19 protein-coding genes and 1 pseudogene are annotated in these 23,793 nt (G+C 48.0%); 17 read left to right on the top strand and 3 right to left on the bottom strand.

Annotated elements, in window-relative coordinates:
• Positions 1–24: 24 nt before the first annotated feature.
• From E0496_RS00575 to E0496_RS00560, 4 genes are all read left to right on the top strand, one after another.
• Entirely contained in the window at positions 25–468 is a 444-nt protein-coding gene (locus tag E0496_RS00575; RefSeq protein ID WP_141499688.1) for a MarR family winged helix-turn-helix transcriptional regulator, read from the top strand.
• Positions 469–528: 60 nt separating this feature from the next.
• Positions 529–1,506, top strand: coding sequence for a ring-cleaving dioxygenase (locus E0496_RS00570; protein WP_141499687.1), 978 nt, complete (start codon positions 529–531; stop codon positions 1,504–1,506).
• A 218-nt stretch (positions 1,507–1,724) separates the two neighbouring features.
• Positions 1,725–3,341 (top strand): S-layer homology domain-containing protein, encoded by a 1,617-nt coding sequence (locus E0496_RS00565; RefSeq protein WP_141499686.1) that lies wholly within the window; start codon positions 1,725–1,727, stop codon positions 3,339–3,341.
• 948 nt (positions 3,342–4,289) lie between these two features.
• Positions 4,290–5,528, top strand: coding sequence for a TraB/GumN family protein (locus E0496_RS00560; RefSeq protein ID WP_141499685.1), 1,239 nt, complete (start codon positions 4,290–4,292; stop codon positions 5,526–5,528).
• 90 nt (positions 5,529–5,618) lie between these two features.
• On the opposite strand, the gene E0496_RS00555 is transcribed toward E0496_RS00560, so the two are convergent.
• Together E0496_RS00555 and E0496_RS00550 are read right to left on the bottom strand one after the other, a co-directional pair.
• The gene (locus E0496_RS00555) at positions 5,619–6,506 is read right to left on the bottom strand and encodes a DUF6999 family protein (RefSeq protein WP_141499684.1); all 888 of its coding nucleotides are present in this window, start codon (positions 6,504–6,506) and stop codon (positions 5,619–5,621) included.
• Complete coding sequence (locus E0496_RS00550) at positions 6,503–8,380, bottom strand: 3-oxoacyl-[acyl-carrier-protein] synthase III C-terminal domain-containing protein (protein WP_141499683.1); 1,878 nt, start codon at positions 8,378–8,380, stop codon at positions 6,503–6,505. Before E0496_RS00550 ends, E0496_RS00555 begins: the two co-directional genes overlap by 4 nt.
• A gap of 440 nt (positions 8,381–8,820) precedes the next feature.
• Between E0496_RS00550 and abc-f the strand changes: the two genes are divergently transcribed.
• Positions 8,821–10,659 carry a ribosomal protection-like ABC-F family protein gene (gene abc-f / locus E0496_RS00545; protein WP_241674483.1) on the top strand — a complete coding sequence of 613 codons (1,839 nt, stop codon included), beginning with the start codon at positions 8,821–8,823 and terminating at the stop codon, positions 10,657–10,659.
• 104 nt (positions 10,660–10,763) lie between these two features.
• Positions 10,764–11,219 (top strand): DUF4362 domain-containing protein, encoded by a 456-nt coding sequence (locus E0496_RS00540; protein WP_141499682.1) that lies wholly within the window; start codon positions 10,764–10,766, stop codon positions 11,217–11,219.
• A 9-nt stretch (positions 11,220–11,228) separates the two neighbouring features.
• On the opposite strand, the gene E0496_RS00535 is transcribed toward E0496_RS00540, so the two are convergent.
• Positions 11,229–11,537 carry a thioredoxin family protein gene (locus tag E0496_RS00535; RefSeq protein WP_141499681.1) on the bottom strand — a complete coding sequence of 103 codons (309 nt, stop codon included), beginning with the start codon at positions 11,535–11,537 and terminating at the stop codon, positions 11,229–11,231.
• A gap of 169 nt (positions 11,538–11,706) precedes the next feature.
• Here E0496_RS00535 and E0496_RS00530 point away from each other — a divergent pair, with 169 nt between their 5' ends.
• From E0496_RS00530 to E0496_RS00485, 11 genes and pseudogenes are all read left to right on the top strand, one after another.
• Positions 11,707–12,753, top strand: coding sequence for an NAD(P)/FAD-dependent oxidoreductase (locus E0496_RS00530; RefSeq protein WP_141499680.1), 1,047 nt, complete (start codon positions 11,707–11,709; stop codon positions 12,751–12,753).
• Positions 12,754–13,367: 614 nt separating this feature from the next.
• The gene (locus tag E0496_RS00525; protein WP_141499679.1) at positions 13,368–13,961 is read left to right on the top strand and encodes a TerD family protein; all 594 of its coding nucleotides are present in this window, start codon (positions 13,368–13,370) and stop codon (positions 13,959–13,961) included.
• Positions 13,962–13,988: 27 nt separating this feature from the next.
• Positions 13,989–14,570 (top strand): TerD family protein, encoded by a 582-nt coding sequence (locus tag E0496_RS00520; protein WP_141499678.1) that lies wholly within the window; start codon positions 13,989–13,991, stop codon positions 14,568–14,570.
• Positions 14,571–14,810: 240 nt separating this feature from the next.
• Entirely contained in the window at positions 14,811–15,389 is a 579-nt protein-coding gene (locus E0496_RS00515) for a TerD family protein (protein WP_139992935.1), read from the top strand.
• Positions 15,390–15,462: 73 nt separating this feature from the next.
• Positions 15,463–16,731, top strand: coding sequence for a TerD family protein (locus E0496_RS00510; protein ID WP_141499677.1), 1,269 nt, complete (start codon positions 15,463–15,465; stop codon positions 16,729–16,731).
• A gap of 24 nt (positions 16,732–16,755) precedes the next feature.
• A complete protein-coding gene (locus E0496_RS00505; RefSeq protein WP_141499676.1) occupies positions 16,756–17,547 on the top strand; it encodes a TerC family protein in 792 nt (263 codons plus the stop codon).
• 99 nt (positions 17,548–17,646) lie between these two features.
• Complete coding sequence (locus tag E0496_RS00500) at positions 17,647–18,852, top strand: HpcH/HpaI aldolase/citrate lyase family protein (protein WP_141499675.1); 1,206 nt, start codon at positions 17,647–17,649, stop codon at positions 18,850–18,852.
• Positions 18,794–20,086, top strand: a pseudogene (locus tag E0496_RS36075) (phosphoribosyltransferase family protein); the annotation flags it as partial. The gene E0496_RS00500 and the pseudogene E0496_RS36075, both read left to right, overlap by 59 nt.
• Positions 20,087–20,122: 36 nt before the next feature.
• Entirely contained in the window at positions 20,123–21,277 is a 1,155-nt protein-coding gene (locus tag E0496_RS36355; RefSeq protein WP_241674482.1) for a cysteine protease StiP family protein, read from the top strand.
• Positions 21,274–22,071: an HAD family hydrolase gene (locus E0496_RS00490; RefSeq protein ID WP_141499673.1), complete on the top strand. Its 798-nt coding sequence runs from the start codon at positions 21,274–21,276 to the stop codon at positions 22,069–22,071. The genes E0496_RS36355 and E0496_RS00490 overlap by 4 nt, the downstream gene beginning before the upstream one ends.
• Positions 22,072–22,120: 49 nt before the next feature.
• Entirely contained in the window at positions 22,121–23,158 is a 1,038-nt protein-coding gene (locus E0496_RS00485; RefSeq protein ID WP_141499672.1) for an ATP-grasp domain-containing protein, read from the top strand.
• Positions 23,159–23,793 lie beyond the last annotated feature (635 nt).

Below are 23,793 nucleotides of genomic sequence, written 5' to 3'. Positions count from 1 at the left end.
ATAACAAAGAGGCGAGGTGGTCAGATGGAGCAAAACGGTACAAAGAATAGCTTGTCTGGACGCGATAAGCGATTAGGCCTAATGATATGGTACCGCCTATCGCGAGTGTATAGCCAAAGCTTGCGCGATACTCACCAGCATCTGAAACAGTGGAGCTTGTCCGCTGCACAATTCGATATTCTTGCTCAGGTTGGCGCGCATGGGCGGTTGACGCAGCAGCAGCTGGCTGACAAGCTTTTTGTTACCAAAGGTAATATTACGCAGCTGTTAAGCAAGCTGGAGGAACTTGAGCTCATCAAGCGTGAGCAAGAGTGGAAGACCAAATATGTCTCACTAACCACAAAGGGGCAAGCCCTATTCGATGATGTCGTTCCCTTACAAGAGTATTACCAGGCATCACAATATAATGCTCTGAATCAGGAAGAGAAGAAGCAGCTGCTCATGCTGCTCAAGAAAATTCAAAATTAATTGGTATAAAATCATTTAAACGATAAGTTTGGATCTACAAAATAAGAGGAGGTTTATATTATGCAGCTTAAAGGTATTCACCATGTATCAGCAATCACAGGCACAGCTTCCGGCAATTTTGAGTTTTACACACAGCTATTGGGACTTCGTTTGGTCAAAAAAACCGTTAACCAAGATGAAACCTCGGTTTATCATTTGTTTTATGGGGATGAGAAAGGCAATCCGGGAACGGAGCTAACCTTCTTCGAATTTCCGATGACCGCCAAAAATCGGGAAGGAACAAGCAGTATCTCTTCTCTATCCCTCCGCGTAGCGAACGATGCGGCGCTGCGTTACTGGAAAGAACGCTTTGAGCAGTTTGAAGTGGATCATGACGAAATAACAGAGCGAGCGGGACGCCAGACGATTGCATTCCGAGATTTTGAAGGGCAACGCCTGGTCCTTGTTTCTGACGAGAACAACATCGGTGTAAAGGGCGGAATTCCTTGGGAGAAAAGCACCGTGCCTGCGCAATACGGGATTTTGGGCTTAGGTCCCGTACAGCTTACCGTCAAAAATCCAGAGCCGACCGTACTCGTGCTAACTCAGCTAATGGGCTTCAGGGAAATAGGGAAATATCCATCAACAGTGGGAGGCCAGCCGGATATTGTCGTATTTGAAACGGGGGAAGGCGGAAGCGGGGCAGAGGTTCATATCGAGGAGCGGAATGATCTTCCGCGTGAGCAGCAGGGCTACGGCGGCGTTCATCACGTAGCTTTCCGCGTAGACAATGACGATGAATTGCGCGAGTGGATCGATCATATCCGCGGTGTACGCATTCCGAATTCCGGATTCGTCGACCGATTTTACTTCCGTTCTTTGTACTTCCGCGAGCCGAACGGCATATTGTTCGAGCTGGCCACCGACGGCCCAGGCTTCGATACGGATGAGGATATCAATCATCTTGGCGAATCGCTTGCATTGCCTCCATTCCTTGAACCGCAGCGTGCGCAGATCGAAGCGAGATTGAAACCGCTGGAAACGAAGCCAGAAGCGTAAGTGGCGAGAATGGTAATGTAGGTTAAAAGCCAGCCTCATTACACAGGTAGTTACTATTGTTGTCTTAATTAAACGAGCGCTTCCCATTTGGATAAGGGGCGCTCGTTTTTTTTGTAGAGGAGACTATCGGAGTTCAAGCAATCTACCATTATTTTTGCAATGAGTAATTTTTCATAGTTTGATATGCTTCGGAGATGCGGTTCTTTGGGAGGGTCTTCATGAAACGGGCATATCATAGATTCGCAATGGTAACCATTGCGTTACTAACCGTATTTACAACGATGGGAAAGCCAGTAGACAGCTTGAGCAGCTTGCCCTTTGATGATATTGGAAACAGCTATGCCAAACAGGAAATCATAGATTTATATAATCGGAAAATCATAACGGGCACGTCAGAGAGAAGCTTCTCTCCGGCCCAATCTATATCCCGAGCGGAATTTGTGACGATCATCGACCGATTTCTGGGCTTGGAGCCGGTAACATCACCGGTCTCTCCATTTGCCGACGTTCCCAAGCAAGCATGGCATTATGGCTGGATACAAGCAGCCGTTCAGCTTGGCTTGGCAGATGGCATTAGTGCTACCAGTTTCGCGCCGTCGATGCCGGTCACCAGGCAGGAGGCAGCCGTTTTATTGGCTAGGGCGCTAAAGCAAGCAGGAAGCAAAGCAGAGGGATCGCTAACCTTTGGCGACAGCAGCCAGATTGCTACATGGGCAAGCACATCCGTAGCGGCTGTAAAGCAGTTAGGTTTAATCAAAGGTGATGAGCAAGGAGATTTCCGGCCGACTAAACCGATCACAAGACAAGAGACGGCGGTTATGATCTATCGAGTGCTCCAGAATAAAAACTGGGAAGCGGAGCTGAAAGCAGCGCCGGAAGAATCAATAAAGCTTGGCTGGCAATATGGCCAGACCACGAAAGAGTATCAGAACAACGTGCTGAGGTCCAATGTGAATACGTTATCCCCGCGTTGGTATTTTACAGACGCGTCAGGCAATATAACGGATAACACGGACTCTTCTCTCCTAACATGGGCCAAGCAGCATAACAAAAAAGTATGGGCGATGGTTGGCAACCGCTCCGATCAGGCGGCCACGCATCAGATGCTGTCTAGTTCGGCCGCCAGAAGCAACGCGGTTACCAAACTGGTTGATTACGCCAAGTCTTATAAACTCGACGGACTCAATATCGATTTTGAAAATGTTGCGCCGCAGGACCGCGCGGCACTTACCGCGTTTATGACAGAGTTATCGAAGAAGCTCAAGCTAATTAGCGTTACGCTTTCTATCGATGTATCGCCCGACAGGGGCACTGACTGGACGGATGCTTTGGACTTTGCAGCACTCGGCAAGCAGGCGGATTACGTTGTTTTGATGGGCTATGACGAGCATTGGGGAGGAGGCTCGGAGGCGGGCTCTAATGCGTCATTAGGCTTCGACAAGGCCGCTCTGTACAAGCTGTTGCAGCATGTAGCAGGCGAGAAAATCATTTTAGCGGTGCCGCTCTACAATCGCGATTGGGATTTGAACAAGGACGGCAGCGTAGCTTCAACCGAGTTTATTTCGCTCACCCAGCAAAATGCGCTTATGGCCCAATTTGCCATCAAACCGGTGTGGGACGCGAAGATCGGCCAATATACAGCCGCTTATTTGAAAAATGGCGTGCGCCACCGCATGTGGCTCGAAGACGGGCGTTCTTTAACCGCCAAGTACAAGCTGGTTGTGGATGCCAAGCTTGCAGGCTTAGCCTACTGGTATGTAGGCGGAGAAAGTGCAGATATTTGGAGCAGCATGAGAAATGCCGACCGTTTTTTGAATTATGATTTTTCATCGTGAAGGATCTTGCTATATAAGCTCAACCAATGATTTTAGACTTAAAAATTTTCTGAAAGCAGGATTCCATACGGACGCACAGTTGGTCCATGATAGCCATTTGTAATTGGGTATTTCCTCCATAAATAATCGTGAATCATACTCTCGTCTTCAAACAGCAGTTGGTGAATCTCATCGTTCATTAATCTTTTCTTAAGTGAGGAACCGTTCGCGCACAAACTTCGTTTGCTTGCACTCATCGGCAGCTTCGAGCGTATACTGAGATAGATGAAATAGGTCTTAAAATAGATCTAATCTATCCCAGCGGCTTCAAATGGGCAGCTTATGGCTGGTTTTTGGAGAAATAGATCTAATTTTCAGATCTAATCTGACGCGAATAGACGAAAAGGATGAAATAGGTCTAAAAAATAGATCTAAATTAGTCCAGGGTCATCAAATGGGTAGCTTATGGTTGGGTTTTGGAGAAATAGATAAGTCGAACGAAAGAAATGAAGGATATGAAGGATATGAAGGATCTGAAGGATCTGCGAAGCGAGAAGATAGATCTGAAGAAATGAAGTGTACGCCTTAGTAGCCAGATTTTTACCTTATTTTTAGCTTAACATGTCCTAGTCAATCAAAGAGTCTGGCTGCAACCGCGCCACCCTAGAATGATCTACCCGCGCAGCGACCAAAACGACAAGCTTTAGTTCAAGTTAAATTGAAGAACAATAATGGTATGCGCACCTGTGCGGCGCATGCCTTTTTTTGATGCCAAACGGCTGCATCTCCTTACATACAGCGTAGGTCAGCATTCTTCCATCCGATTTGCAACGAAAAATAGATTGGTATTTTCCGAACTGGAAATTGCGCGAGGGCTCTGTGTAAAATAGTGGATAGGAAGGCGGTAAATGCTGACAGATCCGATATCTCGCAAGCAGGCCGCTGGATGAAGAAAGAGAGGGTCCGTATATGAAAAAGTTTGCAGCATTATTTCTTTCACTAGCTCTACTATTCTCGTTCGTTACCAATGTCCAAGCGGATGAAAAGCCGATTTCAGTCTGGCTTGAAGATCAGCAGGTACAGCTTGGGGAACAACAGCCGATTATGGAGCATGGCACGACGCTGGTTCCTGCGAAGCAGATTCTTGAGAAGCTTGGCTTCGAAGTCACTTGGGACCAAGATAACAAAGTCATTACGGGTAAGAAAGAAGGACTCGTCCTATTATTCCAAATCGGCAATCTGGGGGCCGTAGTCAATCAATCGGAGCAAGGCTTGCTTGTCGCTCCGAAGCTCATTAAGGGAACGGTCTATATTCCTCTGCGTACGGTCAGCGAAGCATCGGGCTATGAGGTATCCTGGAATAAAGAACAGCGGGCCGTTACGATTGAGGCAAGAGAACCTAGCCGCGGCTTCCTTTGGAAAACCGAAAATGCTGGAAATACCGTCTATTTGCTAGGCTCGATACATATTGCGAACAAGGCGATGTATCCGCTGCGGCCTGAAATTCAGAAAGCCTATGAGGCCTCCAACTTTTTGGTCGTAGAGGCTGATATTACGAAAATGGATGATGAGGCTGTTCAAAAGCAAGTGTTGGATATAAGCGTTTATAAGGATAATACGACGTTAAAGGATCATATCTCAGCCGAAGCGTACAAGAAGCTAGGTGGAATTTTGAAAGAGAACGGGTTGGAGACCCATGCGCTCGATACCTTCAAAGCATGGAATGTATCCTCCGCACTGGATTATCTAACTTCGGCTAAATCAGGCTTCGATGCTGGCATCGGCATTGATGCACACTTCCTTCAGCAGGCCATCGCAAGCCAGCTGCCGATTCTTGAGCTGGAATCCATTGAGTATCAGCTTAATATGTTTAACAATTTCTCGGACAAACTGCAGGAGGAAATGCTGAATTCATCCATTGAACAATATTACGCAGAAAGTTCAGGAATTGATGCGTTATCGGAAATGTGGGCAACTGGTAATGAGGAGCAGTTGCTCGAACTGACCCAGTCCACGATGACGAACGACGAGTTTTACAAAGCGCTTCTTTCCGACCGGAACGTACCGATGGTGGATAAAATTACCGGATACTTGAATGGCAGCGAGAAGAAGACGTACTTTGTTGTTGTAGGGGCGGCTCATATGATTGGGCAAGACGGTATCGTACCGCTTTTAGAGAAAAAAGGATTTAAGGTTGAACGCCAATAACGAAGTGGCTGAAAAACCGAAAAAAAGGCAATCCCGCGAGCCGTGGGATTGCCTTTTTCATTAATAGGTTTATGCGATTGTAAGTGCTACTTACGTAGCCTGACCTTTCTGCTGCTTGAGTTTAAGCTCGACAAGCAGCGCATGGAGCTGCTCCGTCGCTAATCCGTGAAGCACGAGCCGAAAGCCGGCTTTCAGCGTCGTCAGCGGCACCATGGGATGCTTGTTATTAATGAGCGCGAGCCGATCGTTGCTGCCGATGATTTTGGAGGCGAGAATACCGATGGTCTCATCAAGCTGGAGCGAGTTGGTCGCCCGCCAAAAATCATTGTCCGTCAGGAACATTTGATAAACAGGGGTGAAGCATTCGATTGCTGTGGTCAGATCCATAAAGTTGGTCCAACGGTTTGGCATTTGCTCGATCGGCAAAGGAGTCGATGTAATCGACCCGAATTGAAGCTGCTCCTGCTTCGTTACTTCAATTCCCTTCTCACGCAGCTCGCGGTTTAGATTGATGACGAAGTTGTATAGGTTAAGATCGTGAATGAGAAAGAGATCGTCTTTTACCGGTTCTAGGTGAGTAGGCTTTAGCGGATTCATCTCGATCTGAACGCCGGGCACATTGTCCCGAATAAAGCCTAGCACCTCGGATCCGAGATAAAAGTGGCGCAAAATCATAAAGTTTGCGCTTGGGCTGACAAAGGTTTTCATCCCAAAATGGAGCACCCGGTGCAGCAGCCTGGAGGATGTGAACGCTTTTGGGACTATGATTTTGTAGAGCTGCAATAGAATAATCATCATCCTTGCGAACGGCCGGAGCACCGGCAGCAGAAATTGCCTCGATTTGCTGGCGCAATCTTTGAGATAAGCGGCCTTTGCTTCCTCATTGAAGGGAATGCTTTGGTCCATGTAGATGGCTAAAAACGGATTGGGATCGTTTTTGTCATGCGGCATATTATTGAAATAATCGGCGTTGCTCATACATTACCCAGCTCCTCTAGCTGCAGCAGATACAGCCGGGCCGTCGTTTTGGCTGTTTTCACGATACGCGCCGCAATGTCCGCGGTCAGCATCGGATGCTGAACGACGGCCTCCAGCCGTTCGAAATGTTTTTCGTCGGAGTCGCTGTGATAAAGCAAGAAGGATACCTCTTCATCGCTAAGCCCAAGCTGGTCGCGAATCATCTCGCCCCAGTAGCGCGCCATCCGGCAGCCGAGCCCTTCGATAATCCACATGGCTCCGATGAGGTCGACGGGATTATCGCGGCTAGCCCGCTGGAATAAATAAGCCGAGAGCGCCTCGCTGCCAATATTTTTTTCCCCCGATTGGATTTTGCTTAGCTCGCCGCCGACGGCAACGTAATTGCGCTCGAGAATTTGAAAGTCGCGATGCTCATCGCGCGCATGGGCAATGAACGTGGAACGAAGATCGATATGCTCAATGGCGATATAGGACGCGGCGCGGGCGATCCACTGCGAACCGTCAATGACTTGCTGGCGGATATTTTCCATCAAGGCCTTGTAATCGCTGAGCGTGAACTTCTGGTTATACAGCTTATGGATGACCGGGACCTGTGCGAGCTTTTGCTCAAAATCGATCCATACCTGAACCAGCTGCCTCACCAGCTGCGCTTGCACATGATCAGCCTCGTCGTACTCCAAATGCGGAGCTTCAGGCTCACGCTCTTCGAACACAGGCTGAGATGCAGCGCCACCGGGCTCAATGGCTGAGCCAACGACCGTCAGCAGCATATACGAGGTCTGGAATCGGCCGCTCTCGGGCACCATGCACAGCACTTTCTCGCCTGGCTGCAAATGGCCTTCATTTAGCAGCTCCTCCAGCATGATATAGATCGACGCCGCGCCAGTGTTTCCCTTCGTGTACAAATTTGTAAACCATTTCTCCTCAGGGATGGTAAGCCCGCCGAGCTGCAGCAGCCTGAATATTTCCTCGCGGAAGAAATGGGAGGAATAATGGCAGACCATCCAGTCAATGCCCGCAGGGTCAACCTTGCCTTCATCGACCAGTTCGAAAAAACGGTTCACGCCAACTTTGGGCATTTCATTCACCAGCCGAATATCCTGCTTTAAATTGATGGCGCCGTCATCGGCAGCCTCGTGAATGGAGCGATAATCGAGCCAGCTTGCCTGTTCGGGATTTTCTTTGTTGCTGCCTGCATACATACAGACGTCATAGAGATTCGCGTAAGACTTGTTATCGATCCATTCGATGCGCAGCGACAATCCGCTGGTGGAAGGCTGATGCTGCAGCACCGCAGCGCCCGCGCCGTCAGAGAGCATAAACCTTAGAAAGTCGGTATCGAATGGAACGGTGCGCTCGGCGAGTCCCGCCTGCGCTTCGAATCGCGTATGCTTAAAGACTCGGCTCGGAAATTCGCTGGCGCAGGAGATGGCGGTTTGCTGCTCGCCCGACTGCACATGCAGGTAAGCGTTCTTCATCGCCTGCATCCCGCTTGCACAGACGCCATGGTGAGTGGCGACCTCCATCACGGGGAGGCTGGTTTCTGCATGTACCATGCTGGCAAAGCCCGGAACAAGCAAATCGCCTTGCGTCGTGCCGACAGCGAGAAAATCAATTTTGTCCTGCAAGGCCTCTTTGTTTCTCGTGAGGGCATCCTGTATAGCTCTACTCGCCATTTCTGCATTGGAGTAAAGGCTCTTTTGTTCTTTGTCCAAGGCGTAGTGGCGAAAGCGTATTTTATTTTGATCGAGGATGCGGCGCATGGATTTTGAGCTTTTGCCACCGATTTTACCAAGATAATCTTCGATTTCATCATTGCTGACAGGAGAGCCGGGCAAAAACTTCCCGATGCTCGTAATATAAACTGGATTCATGAGGCACCTCCATAGTGTAATTGTGTATAGGGTATATGATCGCCGATTAGGACTTTGCAGCCTAGTACTAACTTTATTTGGTACCTTATGTAAACTTGGGCTTGAATTCAGATTCATTTGTCCGATATAATAGACGCATATTAAAACTGATGACTGACGGAGGTAACCCAGCCGATGAAGTAATTCACGATTCCTGTAAACAACTTGTTTAAGTACAAGCGGCGTTCTCGATTAAGCGAGAACCGGTCAGGGATACGTGTGTCGATTTGGGGTCCTAAGTAACATGAATCAGTTGCGATATACAGGTGATGTTTACCCGCTTTGCAGCGGCGTGACGCATCCTTTGTTTTCGTTTATTTGATTTTCCCCTTGCGTATTCGACCGTGTGCCGCTGGCCACGGTTTTTTATTATGTTCGGACAAATGGGGGAATGTCTTTTGATGCTATTAAAGATTAAACAAGTAAATAAAGAATTTGACGGCAAGCTGCTATTTGAAAATATTGAATTTGAGGTAAAAGAAGGCGAGCGGCTCGCACTGTTCGGCCGTAATGGAATCGGCAAAACGACACTATTGCAGGGCTTGACGGGCCGGCTCGCTTTCGATGGCGGCGAGGTACAGCGCCTCTTGCCTCTGGAGGAATGGGGCTGGCTGGATCAGCAGGCACAGCTCGACTCCTCGCTCACTTTACTGGAATTCGTACAGGCGGGTTCGGCTGAATGGTTTGAGCTCAAGCAAAGCATGGCTGCGCTAACCAAGCAAATGCAAGAAGGGGAGTCAGGCGAGGAACTGCTGAACCGTTACAGCGAGCAATATGAGCGATATGTCCAGCTTGGCGGCTATGAAGGGGAGGTAAAAGCGGAGCAATGTTTGAAGCAGCTAAGCTTCGATCCGTCTTTATGGGGCTTGCCATTTGCGCAGCTTAGCGGAGGGCAGAAGACGAAAGCCCAGCTGGCCGCCCTTATGGTTAGGGAACCGAAGCTGGTGCTGCTCGATGAGCCAACGAACCATTTGGATGCAGAGGCGCTTGCTTGGCTGGAGCAATGGGTGCAGACCTATCCGGGAACGGTGCTGTACGTCTCGCATGACCGAATGTTTATCAACCGCACGGCTACATCCATTTTGGAACTGGTGGCCGGAGGCTGCAGGCGTTATACGGGCGGCTATACAGAATACAAGGAGCAGAAAGAGCTGGAGCGGAGAACGCAGCTGGCACAGTACAAGAAGCAGGAGCTGGAGCGGGAAAAGCTGCTTGATAGCATCAGGATGTATGCGGAATGGTTCCAGCAAGCGCATAAGGCAGCAGGTCAAAATGATTTTCTTCGGTCAAAATCGAAAAAGAACGTATCGCGGCTGCACGCCAAGGAATCCGCACTGGAGCGGCTGGAACAGGGTAAGGTGCACAAGCCTCGCGAGGATGCGGAGCTGCGGATGCTCTTGGAGACAGATGAGTTTGCAGCATCCTCGCTGCTTCGCATGGATAATGTAAGTTTTGCCTATGAGGGCCATCCCCCTTTATTAAGCAAGCTTAGCCTTACCATTGGCCGGGGTGACCGCCTCGCCGTACTTGGGCCAAACGGCGTGGGCAAGTCGACGCTGCTGAAGCTGGCGACAGGCAGCTTAAATCCGGATGAAGGAAAGGTAGTCCTTCATCCGCAAACGACGATTGGCTACTTCGAGCAAGAGCTCAGCAAGCTTGATCTCGCTACGACCATATTAGACAGCCTCCTTGCACTGCCTAATATGACTCAATCCCATGCTCGGACCATTCTCGGCTGCTTCTTATTTTCCAAGGAGGATGTCTTCAAACGGATTGGCGATTTGAGTATGGGCGAGCGCTGCCGGGTAGCCTTTCTAAAGCTCTACTTTGGCAAAGCAAATCTGCTCGTGCTCGATGAACCGACGAATTATTTGGATATCGGCACGCGCGAGCAGGTGGAAGAGGCGCTTCTTCACTATCCAGGTGCAGTGCTGCTTGTGACTCATGACCGCTATTTCATCCGTCAGGCGGCAAACCGATTGCTCGTGATGGAGGGACGGGGGAAGCTGAACCTGTTTCCGGGCTCCTATGAGGAATATAGCTCTAAGGACCGCAGCTGTTTATTGTCCCCGAAGCAGCAGATCGACCAGAATGAACGAGAAATGCTGGAGCTTCGGCTGACGCAGCTGATGAGCAGCGCGCAGCCGGAAGAGCCTTCGGAACAAAAAGCGCTTATGGCCGACATTCTAAGACTTCGTCAGCAGATAAGCCAAATGCAGGCTAAGAACAACGGCCGATGATTCGATTAGGCGAAGCGAGTCAGTTCTTTCCAGCAGCGAGCTGCAAAAGGTGAATCAGGAGCGTCTGCATTAAGAAATACAGTTAGCAGGAAGGAAGATAGGTCATGGCATTCAGCAGAATAATCATTTTTGCAGGGATCATACTCATGCTTGGAGGCTGTGCTGCCACCAGTCCAGACAAAGGGCTGGGGCAAGCAGCCCCTACGGCAAATGAATATGTAGTAAATGAGGCAGAAGACGTTATCGCGAAGCTCGGTATCGTACAAAACAGTGAGCAATTGGATGCGTTTATTAGCGGTTTTTCAGATCAGGTCAGGGTTGTTCATTATACGAAGGAGGCAGACCCGATCTTTTACAGCCTCTCCAGAATAGAAGAGCAGATCGAGGTCCGTTACGATACCTCGCAGGATAAATATGGTTCGCCTACCGTCAAGACGTATCGGTGCGAATCGCTAATGAAAGAGCAAGCCAAACAAACCTTTACGTACAAGCTAAGTGGCTGCGGCGGCGCGCAAAAGTCGATCTCGCTGATTGATGTTCCTCTCTCTCCCTCGACCTAATCAAGCCTCTTACTTCAAAAGCGAATACACATAGTCAACCGACGTCATGGCGTATTCCTTTTGAATGGGCTCGCCGTTCTCAAGCAGTACCAGGCAAGGTACGCTGGCTATTTTCCATTGCTCGCGCAGGCGCGGCGCATAGTTGATGTTCAGCTTGAAGAGCGGAACAGAAATGCCTGTTAGCTTTGCAATTTCCAGCATGCGCTCGCCGAGCTTGCAAGTGCCGCATAGCGGAGTGAAAAAATAGACGGCTGTTTTTCCACTGCCGCTGGGCATAAGGTTAAAAAGGTGTTTTTCATCTATTTCTTGAATCGTCATTGTTGTGCTCCTTAATGTTTATAGTTGTAATGTACTTCATTCACCCGCATATCTCAATAACACCATGGCTCAAGCAGAGACGCGGAAAATTGAGAATGTATTTGACGATGATAATCATTATCAATTATAATGAGGAAAAAGCGGTATCCTGGAGAGGAGAAACGAAGAGATGACAGCTCAAACTGAGATGGATATATATGATGTTACGATTATTGGCGGAGGGCCGGTAGGACTTTTTACAGCCTTTTATAGCGGTATGAGGGAGCTGAGGACAAAGATTATCGAGTCTGCCCCGCAGCTCGGCGGCAAGGTTCAGTTCTATCCCGAGAAGGTCTTGCATGATGTGGGCGGCATTGCTGCCATTACAGGCGCTGATTTTATCAAACAAGTGGAAAAACAAGGACTGACTTTTAAGCCGGAGGTAGTTTTGTCCCAGCGAATTGAGCATTTGGAGAAGCTTTCGAACGGGCACTTTCGCTTAATCAGCCATACGGGAGAGACGCATTATTCGCGTACCGTTATTTTAGCGGTTGGGCATGGCACGTTCGTGACCCGCAAGCTTGACCAAGAGGGTGCGGACGGTTATGAAGGGAACAGCCTGCATTATGCGGTAAACAGCCTCGATCATTTTCGGGGTAAACAGGTGCTCATCTCCGGTGGAGGCGATTCGGCGGTTGACTGGGCGAATGCGCTGGAGCCCATTGCAGAAAAGGTCACGGTCGTCCATCGGCGTGATCAATTTGGCGGGCATGAGAGCAACGTTACCCAAATGAGAAGCTCCTCCGTAGACATTATTACCCCATTTTGGCTGAAAGATTTGCATGGCGACGGTGAACAGGTAAGCCGCGTGACGATCGAGCATTTGGAGACAAAGGAAACGCGTGAGCTTTATGTAGACGAGGTTATCGTTAACCACGGCATTACGGGAGATCTAGGTCCGATCAAAAATTGGGGCCTGGAACTGCAAGAGGACAAAATAGTTGTCGATGTCCATATGAAGACGAATATAGATGGTGTTTTTGCGGTAGGCGACGTCGTTACGTTCCCTGGCAAGCTGAAGCTGATCGCTGGCGGTTTTACGGAAGGTCCCAATGCTGTGAACAGCGCGAAAAAATATTTGGCGCCGCAGGAGGAAGTGAAGGCATTATATTCTACACATCATGAGAAGCTTATTGCGATGCATGAGGAGAAGGATAAAGAACCCGTACGTTCATAAGGGAGCGCGTACTACGAAATGCAAGCAGACGGGCCTAAGCGAGGGGCTTTGTCTGCTTTATTTAATTTTTGGAAAGATAAAGCGATAATAAGAATAATCCGTTAATGAGGAGCAAAGCGGCAAAAATAAGGCCGGTTTTGTTCTTTTTTATAAAGTCCATGCGAACACCTCGCGAGTGTGTATTTACTAATTATAATTATCCCCCTTATGATCTGATTTTTCCACCCTTTTTTTAGAAAAATAGTGTCTGCTTTATTAACGCTGCGAATCCTGTTTTGCACTTTGTTTAAAAGGGTACATGCTTATGATGAGAGTGTATTCGACATGATCTCCTGAATGTTTCTTATTTTGAAGAAATTTGTAATTGGAACGAGGTATGTTATAAAATTAAACGTAGCGTATGTCTTCATGTGGCAATTGCCACAAGGCCGCTAGCCTTATAATGTTTTTAAGTAAAGAAGAGGTAATAATCAGGTTTTGTAGAATAATGTAGAGACTGCATTTTTTTTGGAACCTACCTGTCGATTAGGCGTATTGATGGTTAGAACGTTGGTCATCAATGAAGCAATCTATGGTTCTCTTCGCAACACTCAAGGAAAGGGGGTGCAAATCTAATGGCTATCTCTCTCGTTAAGGGTCAGAAGGTTGACCTCACGAAGGGCAACGCCGGACTCAGCAAGGTGATCGTAGGACTCGGCTGGGACCCTGCCGCGGTAAAAGGCGGATTTTTCGGATTGAAGAAGGCTGCTAACGTCGACTGTGATGCTTCCGCATTGCTGCTTGATGCAAACGGCAAACTATCCGGTGAGAAAAATCTCGTTTGCTTCTACAATAAGCAAAGCGGCTGCGGATCTGTCGTTCATACGGGCGACAATATCACAGGGGAAGGCGATGGCGATGATGAGCAAATCATCGTACAGCTTAACCAAGTTCCGGCTGCGGTTGAAAGAATCCTCGTCGTGGTCAACATTTATGAATGTGAATCCAGACGTCAGGATTTTGGAATGATTAAATCCGCGTTTATCCGTATCGTTAACCCGGTTAACAACCAAGAGCTGATCCGTTTTAATTTGACGGACAACTACGGTGGCAAGACAGCGCTCGTTGTCGGTGAGCTTTACAGGCACAATGGGGAATGGAAGTTCAATGCAATCGGAGAAGGCACTCATGCTGCCCATATCGATATTCTTGCTCGTCAATACCAATAATTCTATTGAGAAAAGAGGGCATTTCAAATGGCAATTAGCTTATCCAAAGGACAAAAAATCGATCTTACGAAAACAAACCCAGGTCTTTCAAAAATTTCGGTTGGTCTAGGCTGGGATACTAATAAATATGATGGCGGCAAAGACTTTGACCTTGATGCTTCTGTATTTTGCTTGAACGCACAAGGTAAAGTAGGTTCTGATTCCGACTTTATCTTCTATAACAATCCAAAGAACAGCAACGGTTCCGTAGAACATACGGGCGACAACCGTACAGGCGAGGGCGACGGGGACGATGAGCAAGTAAAAGTTGACCTTTCGGCAGTTCCTGCGGATACGGACAAAATCGCATTCAGCATTACGATTCACGATGCGCAAGCACGCAGCCAAAATTTCGGACAAGTTTCCAACGCTTTCGTTCGTATCGTTGACGAGCAAAGCGGCACTGAATTGATCCGTTACGACTTGGGAGAAGATTTCTCCATTGAGACGGCGGTTATCGTTGGTGAGCTTTACCGTAATGCAGGTGAGTGGAAATTCAGCGCGATCGGAAGCGGCTTCCAAGACGGATTGGGCGGCTTGGCACGCAACTACGGTTTGGCTACTAACTAATTATCGACAACTACCCGTAAAGGGTCGCCGGCGGCGGCCCTTTTTTTGAAAAAGAAATCATTGGATTCACGTTCCGAGTGGAGCTGTGAATCGCCACTGCCGCTTAAGGTTAGCTATAGCTCGGCGCTAGTCGATGAAGCTTGTTGCTGCAGAAAGCGGCTATCAAAAAAAATGGGCTGGCTAGGCTCTGCTTTGGCGTAAGCGTTCAGAGCCTTGCAGGCGTTAAGGAGGAATAACACGATGTCCATCAATCTTTCCAAGGGACAACGGATTGATCTTACCAAAACTAACCCAGGCCTTACCAAGGTTGTGCTCGGTCTTGGCTGGGATACAAATAAATACTCAGGTGGCGGCGAAATCGATCTTGATGCGAGTGCCTTTCTGCTGCATCAGGACGGGAAGGCCAAGGATGAGAAGGATTTTGTATTCTATAATGCATTGATTGCCTATAACGGCGCGGTTGAGCATACCGGGGATAACCGTACGGGCGAGGGCGACGGAGACGACGAGCAGGTCAAAATCGACTTCTCGAAGGTGCCTGCCCACATCCAGCGGATTGGGATTACCGTAACCATTCATGATGCCGAATCCAGGCACCAAAATTTCGGACAAGTATCGAATGCCTTTGTTCGTTTGGTTGACGAATCCTCTGGCAGAGAAGTGCTCCGTTATGACCTCGGGGAAGAGTTCTCCATCGAGACAGCGATCGTTTTCTGCGAACTATACAGGCAGGGCTCAGACTGGAAGTTCCAAGCGATCGGCTCAGGCTTCTCAGGCGGACTTGCAGCTCTTTGCCGGAACTATGGATTAACCGTGTAATGCATTTGAACGTTTAGGGTGGCGAGGCTGATACCAGCCATCCTAATCCATTTTACGGAAAGGCGGTTTACGCATGGAGCTTGCATTATTGAAAGGCCAGAAGGCGGATATTACCAAAAACAACCCATCCGTTAAAAATCTTGTCGTCGGTATGGGATGGAGCAGCGAATCGGGCATTGATGTTGATTTCTCCGCCTTTTTATTGCGTGCCAATGGAAAGGTTGCAGGAGACTCGGATTTGATTTTTTATAGCAATCCCAAGGATGCCAGTGGTTCGATCGAACTAGTTGGTGAGAATAAACGAAATTTAGCAGGAAAAGTGGACCAGGAGCAAGTCGTAGTTCGCATTAACGAGGTGCCTCAAGCGATTGAACGTATCTCTTTTACGCTTACCATTTATGATGGCGAAGCGAAGAGACAAAGTTTTTCTAGCGTGAATGACGCTTATATTCGCGTCGTTGACGAAACCACAGGCCGTGAGATTTTGCGGTATGACATTGGAAAAAACTTCTCTATCGAAACTGCGATTGTCGTAGGAGATTTATATAGATATAATGGCGAATGGAAATTCAACGCCATTGGATCAGGCTATTCTGGCGGGCTTGCCGCGCTGTGCAATAGCTTTGGTATCGAAGTAAAGGCCGACGCGCCAACACCGCCGCCAGCTCCTGAGAAAGCTCCAGTCATCCCGCCTAAACCGCCTGAGCCGATTATTACGGAACCGAAAGCAGCGCCAGTAAACCTGAGCAAGATTTCCCTCAGCAAGCGCGGAGATGTTATTAATTTACAGAAGGGTTCAGGAGCACTCGGTGAAATCGTCGTGAACTTGAACTGGAACCAGAAGAAAGCATCGACTGGATTTTTTGGCCGTTCAAGCTCCGGTGTCGACCTTGATGTCGGCTGCCTGTACGAATTGAAGAATGGAATGAAGGGCGCAGTACAGGCTCTAGGCAACAGCTTCGGTGACTTCTCGAGAGCGCCATACGTTTCCCTCGATGGCGATGACCGCACGGGTTCAGTAACAACGGGCGAAAATCTTCGCATAAACGGGAATAAAGTATCCGAAATTAAGAGAATCGTCATTTATGCTTATATTTATGAAGGAGCAACAAACTGGGCAGAAGCGGCAGGCATTGTGACGATTAAGCAATCGGGCGGACCTGACATTGAAGTTCGCATGGACGAGCATAATAATCGCAAGGGAATGTGCGCGATTGCCATGGTGGAAAACGTAAGTGATCAAACCTTCAGTATTCAGCGGCTTGTGGAGTATTTTTCGGGACATAAGGAGCTCGATGAGGCCTATCGCTGGGGCCTAAAATGGGTGCAAGGAAGCAAATAATGCATATTGCGGAGGTTTTCACAGATGGTTGATTTTTTCAACAACATCATAGCCAATTTCGGTAACTTTTTTCACTGGGACAACTTATCAGAAGTTTTTACGAACCCAACCAACTGGGGCATCATTGCAACGCTCGTGCTTTTAGAGGGCTTGCTATCGGCGGATAATGCGCTGGTTCTAGCGGTAATGGTTAAGCATTTGCCGAAAGAGCAGCAGAAGCGCGCGTTGTTCTACGGGATCATTGGAGCCTATATTTTCCGATTTATTGCCATCGGTGTGGGTGTGTATCTGGTTCAAATTACGTGGATTAAAGTGGCCGGTGGATTGTACTTGCTATGGATTGCATTAAGTAATCTCTTCCATCTCGAATTCAAGCTTGCTCGTGTCGGCAATGTACCGTTGATTCCGTACATTGGCAAGAAAAACAATGATGAAGAAGCTGAAGTTAAAAACAAAGGTTATGGCTTCTGGCGTACCGTGCTTGCCGTGGAAATTATGGATATTGCCTTCAGTATCGATAGCGTTCTTGCTGCATTTGGCGTGAGCGAAGAAGTGTGGGTATTGTTCCTTGGCGGTATTCTCGGCGTTCTCATGATGCGTGGTGTCGCTCAAGTCTTCCTCAAGCTGATCGACAAATTTCCGGAGCTTGAGAAAGCAGCCTTTATTCTCATTATTGTCATCGGTCTGAAAATGATCGGTGGGGCGTATGGCTTACATGTTCCGCATACCTTGTTCTTTGGCCTGATTATCGCAGTATTCGCAGGAACTCTCATTTATAGCGCTGTGCGCAAAAAAAGAGAGTCCGAAGCGGCGTAATCAGCAAATAATTTTACTATTTGAAATATCCCTCAATGAGTCTCGAGGGATATTTTTTCACTCTCAGCTTGCGTTACACCATTTTTAGGAGGGATAACTTTGAGGTATTTCAACTATCTTACCAATGAAGAAGAGCAAAATTTCTTTTATTCCCTTCCGACTCAGTTCAATAATTATGCTGACAAAGAAATTATTGCTCACGCGGTTGGTGCCGCGCTTTATATGCCGGCAACCAAGGATAACATAGCAGATGATTTGGTAGCCGTTAAACACGAGGGACTCGTGTCAATGGTGATAGACCTTGAAGATGCAGTAGGCGATAACCAGCTGGAGTATGCAGAAGCAACATTGAAAGCAACGCTCTTGAAGATTGGTCGCTACATTGCGGCAGGCTTATTACGTTCCGATGATATTCCGCTTATTTTTATTAGAGTACGCTCCGTAGAACAGTTGAAGCGGCTGCTTTCCTTCTTCGGAGAAGAAATCGCCTATGTGACCGGAATCGTATTTCCGAAATTCAATGTGGAAACCGGCGGCGATTATTTGAGGCTACTATCGGATTATAACAAGCGTAAATCCCCAGGCTGCTCCACGCTGTATGGCATGCCTATACTCGAGAGCGCGGATGTTATTTACCGTGAGAAGAGAGTAGAGACGCTCCAAGGTATATCAGCACTCCTTAATGAGTATAAGGAATACGTGCTGAACGTTCGCATTGGCGCTACAGACTTTTCAAGCTTATTTGGGCTTCGTAGAAGTCCCGATCATACCATCTATGATATTGGCGTTATACGAGATTGCATTGCGGATATCGTTAATGTATTTGGCCGGATGGACAACCATTATGTGATATCAGGACCGGTATGGGAGTACTTCAAGAGCGACCGCGTCTTTAAGCCACAGCTTCGGCAGACGCCTTTCGAGGAAAGCATGGGGCGGCATGGCCGTATTTTGCGAATGGAGTATATTAATAAATATGTAGACGGACTTATCCGAGAGGTTGCTATGGACAAGGAAAATGGTATTCTCGGTAAAACCATTATTCATCCTACCCATATCAAGCCGGTACAGTCGATGTTTGTCGTGACGCACGAGGAGTATATGGATGCTCTGCACATTATTGAAAACGGACAAGGCGATTTGGGCGTGATGAAGAGCCGCTATTCGAACAAAATGAATGAATTCAAGCCGCATATGACTTGGGCCAGACGAATGATGATCAGATCGAACATATATGGGGTGCTAAATGAAAACCAAAACTTCACCTGCCTGCTTGCAGCAGAACGAGAGTCAGCAATCGTTTAATATAATTGGAGATTTAGAGGTTACGATCAAGGTGACGGGTAATGCATTCGATCTTCCCCTGGAACAGCTGTTCCAGATGGCGGCGAGAATTAATAAGAAACGAAGCTTCTTATTCGTTAGCAAGGTGCTCGGCAAGCATATTCCGGTAAGGCCTCATGTCTCTTTATTATCAGGCGCGGCACTTGGTTTATTGTATCAGCAGTTCAGAGGGGAGCCGCTTTCGATTCAGATCGAGCAGCTGCTGCAGGCGTTCGAGGCGCCGGATTCCGCAGCCCCTATCTATGAACAGATGAAAAGCAGCAAAATGAAATTGGCTGAAAAAACGTTGTTTATCGGATTTGCGGAAACAGCAACGGCGCTTGGCCACAGCATGTTTGATATGTTCGAAGGACAGGCATCCTATTTGCATACGACTCGCGAGAGTATCGGCTATATGGCCTCCTGCATTGATTTTGAAGAAGAGCATTCACATGCGACGACACATCGCTGTTATGCCGCAGATGCTGCATTATTCGAGCAAGCAGAGACGATTGTTCTGGTAGACGACGAGATGACTACGGGCAAAACGACGATTAATATCATTCGTGATTTGCATGAGAAGTATGGCAGAAAAAGCTACGTCGTAGCAAGCCTGCTGGATTGGCGTTCAGAGGAGCATAGGGAGCGCTTCAGCGAGCTGGAACATGAGCTGGGTATAAGCGTGAACTGCTTATCGCTGGTAAACGGACAAATCGAGGTACAGGGCGCCCCTGTGGAAAGCACGGATTATTTGGTTGAGCAGCGCGAGCAGGTGGCGGAGACGACGATTGACTTCCTTTATGTCAATCATTGCTTCGCAGGCCTAGCGGCTGCGGGAGACGAAGTTCCTTACTTGCTGAACACGGGCCGTTTTGGCCTGACGGCAGAGGAAAGCTTGCTGCTGGATCAAGAAGTGGACAGGGCTGCGGCTTATCTAGAGCAGCATAGAACAGGCGGCAAGACGCTTTGCATGGGAACTGGCGAATTTATGTATATCCCCATGCGAGTAGCGGCAAAGCTTGGTCCTCAAGCATGGTACCAGTCGAGTACGCGAAGCCCGATTCATCCTTATGTCCATCCTGATTATGCCGTCCATTCCGCATTTCGTTTTGCCTCCCCCGAGCATACTGATGTGACGAATTTCATGTACAACATCCCGCATGGGCATTATGATGAAATGTTTTTGTTTCTGGAACGCGAGGTTGCTTCAAGTCAGTTGGAGGAGCTTAAAGGCATCCTTCAATCGTTAGGCATCCCGCGTATCCATATTGTCTATTTCAGTTGCAAACGGCTGGAGAAGCCAGCTGCAATCGGCAGCTATGATCCGGATGATGTTATCTTCTTGCTAAAGGATCTGAGCGGAGTGGCCTTGGAGCAGCGCACCGAGGATCGGGAGACAGCCATGCAAACGGGCGGCCATTATTCCGAAAGCTTGCCGATCGAATATCAGCCTACCGCTGAATATATTGGGTTGTTCGAGCTGACGCTAAATGATTCCGCTGCACGGATAGCGAGAGCCGTCGGCACGGTATCGGAGATGATCCTCAAGAAACACGGATTTGATGTTGTGCTCGCATCGCTAGCCCGCGGCGGCACGCCGATAGGTGTGTTGATCAAACGTTACGTGAAGCAAATGTACGATGTCAATCTGCCCCATTACAGTCTGTCGATTATTCGCGGGAAGGGCATTGACGAGAACGCTCTGCTCTATATGAACCAGAACCATCCTGGCAAAGCCGTGCAGTTCATAGACGGTTGGACGGGAAAAGGAGCGATCCGAAAGGTACTGATAGACGCCTGCGCGCAGATGAAGCGAAAATACGGCATCGAGCTGAATGATGAGCTTGCCGTTTTGGCGGACCCCGGCTATTGCGCGGGTACCTTTGGCACGAGAGAGGATTTTCTCATTCCGAGCGCTTGCCTGAACTCAACGGTTTCGGGGCTGATCAGCCGCACCGTGTTGCGGGATGACCTTATTGGGCCGAATGATTTTCACGGGGCAAAATATTACAAGGAATGGGAACCGTCCGACTTATCTCGCGTCTTTGTAGACAAAATTTCCGCTTATTTCGATGAGACTGTGAACGACTCTAAGGAAGAAGCCAATCAAATGGAAGGGAACCCCAGCCAGATGGCGATCACTTGGCAAGGGATGCAGGACATTGCCCGTATCCAAACGGATTTTGGCATCACCGATGTTAATTTCATTAAGCCAGGAGTTGGGGAGACCACGCGTGTTCTTCTGCGCAGGGTTCCGTGGAAGATTTTAGTTGATCGGCTCGATAATCCTAACTTGAAGCATATCCTTCTGCTTGCGCAGGATCGCGGCGTTCCTGTCGAGGAATACAAGGATATGACCTATTCATGCTGCGGCATTATTAAAGCCTTGAAGGGGGAAACGGAATGATTTTTGCGAGCGATCTGGATCAAACGCTTATTTATTCCGCGAGATCCAAAGGCGAAACGGCTATCGAAGAGATGGTTCCTGTTGAGTTGTACGAGGGCAGACATATTTCCTATATGACGAAGCCTGCTATCGAGAAGCTGAAGGAGCTGGCGAGCTATGTCCGTTTCGTTCCCGTGACGACCCGCATCCCGGAGCAGTTTAACCGTATATTCGGGATTAGGGAGCTGTTCGAGCCGGAGTATGTCATCGTAAGCAACGGCGGCACTATTCTGGTTCATGGACAAGTCGATCAAGAATGGCAAAGCTTCGTCCGCGACGCGGTTAAGCAGCATTGCGCCGGGCATACCGAAATCGCAAGCCTGTTCGCCAAAATCTCAAGCGACCATTGGGTCAAATCCAGTGATCTCTGCGATGAGCTATTTTATTCCATTAAGGTGGAACGGGACCGCTTGCCGCTTGAAACGCTGGAGGAGCTGCGCGTGGAGCTTGTTGCGCATGGATGGAGCTATTCGCTTCAAGGGCGGAAAATTTATTTGGTGCCGGAGAAAGTTAGCAAAGGAGCGGCTATTCAATATGTGAAGGAGAAGCTTGGCTCAAGCTTCGTCTATGCCGCGGGTGACAGCTTGCTCGATGAAAGCTTGCTGCTTGCTGCGGACTTTGCTCTTTCGCCTGCCCATGGCGAATTGGGCCGAACCTACGATACGCATCCCCATATTCAATTTACGGAAGCCAGAGGGGCGCTTGCTTCGGACGAACTGCTTGGCACTATTTTGGAGCATGCACGCAGATCTTGAGCACGGATCAGTACATTATTCTTAATGACATGGGAGAAGGTAGACAAACATGACACGCGTATATATGAATCGTTGGTTTTCGGTAGCGTATCACTACATTAATATGATTCGCAATAATCCGGATGGCGAAGCGTTTGAATTTTTTGGCACACATCCGGATATCAATCATATGTCTTTGCTTGCGTCCGATCATATCGGGACAGAACCTGCTGTTTTTGGCCTGGAGTATGTGAATTTCTGCGTAGATTTCTGTAAAACGAATCGGATTGATATTTTTATTCCCCGCCTGCATATGGAGGAAATTTCTCGATATGTCCATTTGTTTGACGAGATTGGCACGAAGGTAATGGTTTGCCGCGATATTGAGCTGCTTGATGCCATGATTGAGAAGGATAAGTTTTACGAAGCGATCCGGGATAAAGCGCTGGTCACGATTCCGGACTACCGCGTCGTCCATACGGCAGAAGAATTCAAGCAAGCGTATGAGGAGCTTGTAGCAGCAGGACATAAGGTTTGCTTTAAGCCTACGGTATCCGAAGGAGGCATGGGCTTCCGCATTATCGACAACGAGCGTGATCCGCTGCGTGACCTATATGGCTACGTGACGCTGACCACGACGTTTGATCAAGCTTACCAAACTTTATCGTTGACGGAGTCTTTTGAACCCTTGATGGTGATGGAACTGCTCGATGGCACGGAATACAGCATCGATTGCGTATCTACCGCTGAGGGTGAACTGCTTACCGCGATTCCTCGGCGTAAATCAACAGGGCGCACCTACTTGCTGGAAGAGTCGCCAGAGCTGCTTGATATTGCCAAGCGAATTGCATCATCGCTGCGTATTCCATATGCTTTTAATATTCAAGTTCGTTATAATAACGGTGTGCCAAAATTGCTGGAAATCAATCCGCGCATGTCCGGCGGCCTCTATATTACCTGCCTCTCCGGCGTAAACATGCCTTATTTGGCCGTTCAAGCGCTGCAAAGAAAACAGGTAGCACCACCTGTTCCGCAATTTGGCATTCAAGCCGGCTATGTGGAGCAGCCGCTTATTATGAAGGAAAACATTTTGCCAATCACGAACTAATGGGTGATAACAGGCAATGTGTGAAGCTAATTTAACAGGCTATATCATTAAATGGGTTAAGTAAATAACGGCTAAACCGACTAATAAGCTGAATCAACTAAATCGGTTAAATCAGCTAAATAAGCTAAACCCGATAAATAAGTTGAATCCACTAAATATACTGAACCCACTAAATAGCGTTACCCACCAAGAAGGCGGCGAGAGTCCCTTCTTTTTCTTTGGCTGTTTTCGTATAAATTATTTCTTGCTTAACCATTACCTGGGATAGATCTACTTTTTTAGACCTATTTCGAGTAATGGTGCCAGTTTGGGAGAAATAGGTCTACTTTTTAGATCTAAATGACTCTGAAATGACGTTTTAGAGGAAAATTGATGGATTGATACTGGAATAGATCTACTTTTTAGACCTATTTCGAGTAAAGCAGCCAGTTTGGGAGAAATAGGTCTATTTTTTGGATCTAAATGACTCTGGATTGGCGTTTTAGCGGAAAATTGGTGGGTTGAGACTAGATAGATCTAATTTTTAGACCTATTTTAAGTAATGTAGCTATATATGTGGAACAAAAGAAATGAAGTTTAAGCGAAGCGAGAAGATCGTTCTGGAGAAACGAAGTGTTCGCCTTTTGTAGCCGGAT

This window comes from Paenibacillus luteus (assembly GCF_006542765.1).
Taxonomy (GTDB): domain Bacteria; phylum Bacillota; class Bacilli; order Paenibacillales; family Paenibacillaceae; genus Pristimantibacillus; species Pristimantibacillus luteus.
Note: the sequence above shows the minus strand (reverse complement) of the source record. Positions and strands in the feature narration are given on the sequence as shown.

Coding starts and splice junctions, on each gene's coding strand:
- E0496_RS00575 (WP_141499688.1), top strand. CDS start 25: ATGGAGCAAAACGGTACAAAGAATAGCTTGTCTGGACGCGATAAGCGA.
- E0496_RS00570 (WP_141499687.1), top strand. CDS start 529: ATGCAGCTTAAAGGTATTCACCATGTATCAGCAATCACAGGCACAGCT.
- E0496_RS00565 (WP_141499686.1), top strand. CDS start 1,725: ATGAAACGGGCATATCATAGATTCGCAATGGTAACCATTGCGTTACTA.
- E0496_RS00560 (WP_141499685.1), top strand. CDS start 4,290: ATGAAAAAGTTTGCAGCATTATTTCTTTCACTAGCTCTACTATTCTCG.
- E0496_RS00555 (WP_141499684.1), bottom strand. CDS start 6,506: ATGAGCAACGCCGATTATTTCAATAATATGCCGCATGACAAAAACGAT.
- E0496_RS00550 (WP_141499683.1), bottom strand. CDS start 8,380: ATGAATCCAGTTTATATTACGAGCATCGGGAAGTTTTTGCCCGGCTCT.
- abc-f (WP_241674483.1), top strand. CDS start 8,821: ATGCTATTAAAGATTAAACAAGTAAATAAAGAATTTGACGGCAAGCTG.
- E0496_RS00540 (WP_141499682.1), top strand. CDS start 10,764: ATGGCATTCAGCAGAATAATCATTTTTGCAGGGATCATACTCATGCTT.
- E0496_RS00535 (WP_141499681.1), bottom strand. CDS start 11,537: ATGACGATTCAAGAAATAGATGAAAAACACCTTTTTAACCTTATGCCC.
- E0496_RS00530 (WP_141499680.1), top strand. CDS start 11,707: ATGACAGCTCAAACTGAGATGGATATATATGATGTTACGATTATTGGC.
- E0496_RS00525 (WP_141499679.1), top strand. CDS start 13,368: ATGGCTATCTCTCTCGTTAAGGGTCAGAAGGTTGACCTCACGAAGGGC.
- E0496_RS00520 (WP_141499678.1), top strand. CDS start 13,989: ATGGCAATTAGCTTATCCAAAGGACAAAAAATCGATCTTACGAAAACA.
- E0496_RS00515 (WP_139992935.1), top strand. CDS start 14,811: ATGTCCATCAATCTTTCCAAGGGACAACGGATTGATCTTACCAAAACT.
- E0496_RS00510 (WP_141499677.1), top strand. CDS start 15,463: ATGGAGCTTGCATTATTGAAAGGCCAGAAGGCGGATATTACCAAAAAC.
- E0496_RS00505 (WP_141499676.1), top strand. CDS start 16,756: ATGGTTGATTTTTTCAACAACATCATAGCCAATTTCGGTAACTTTTTT.
- E0496_RS00490 (WP_141499673.1), top strand. CDS start 21,274: ATGATTTTTGCGAGCGATCTGGATCAAACGCTTATTTATTCCGCGAGA.
- E0496_RS00485 (WP_141499672.1), top strand. CDS start 22,121: ATGACACGCGTATATATGAATCGTTGGTTTTCGGTAGCGTATCACTAC.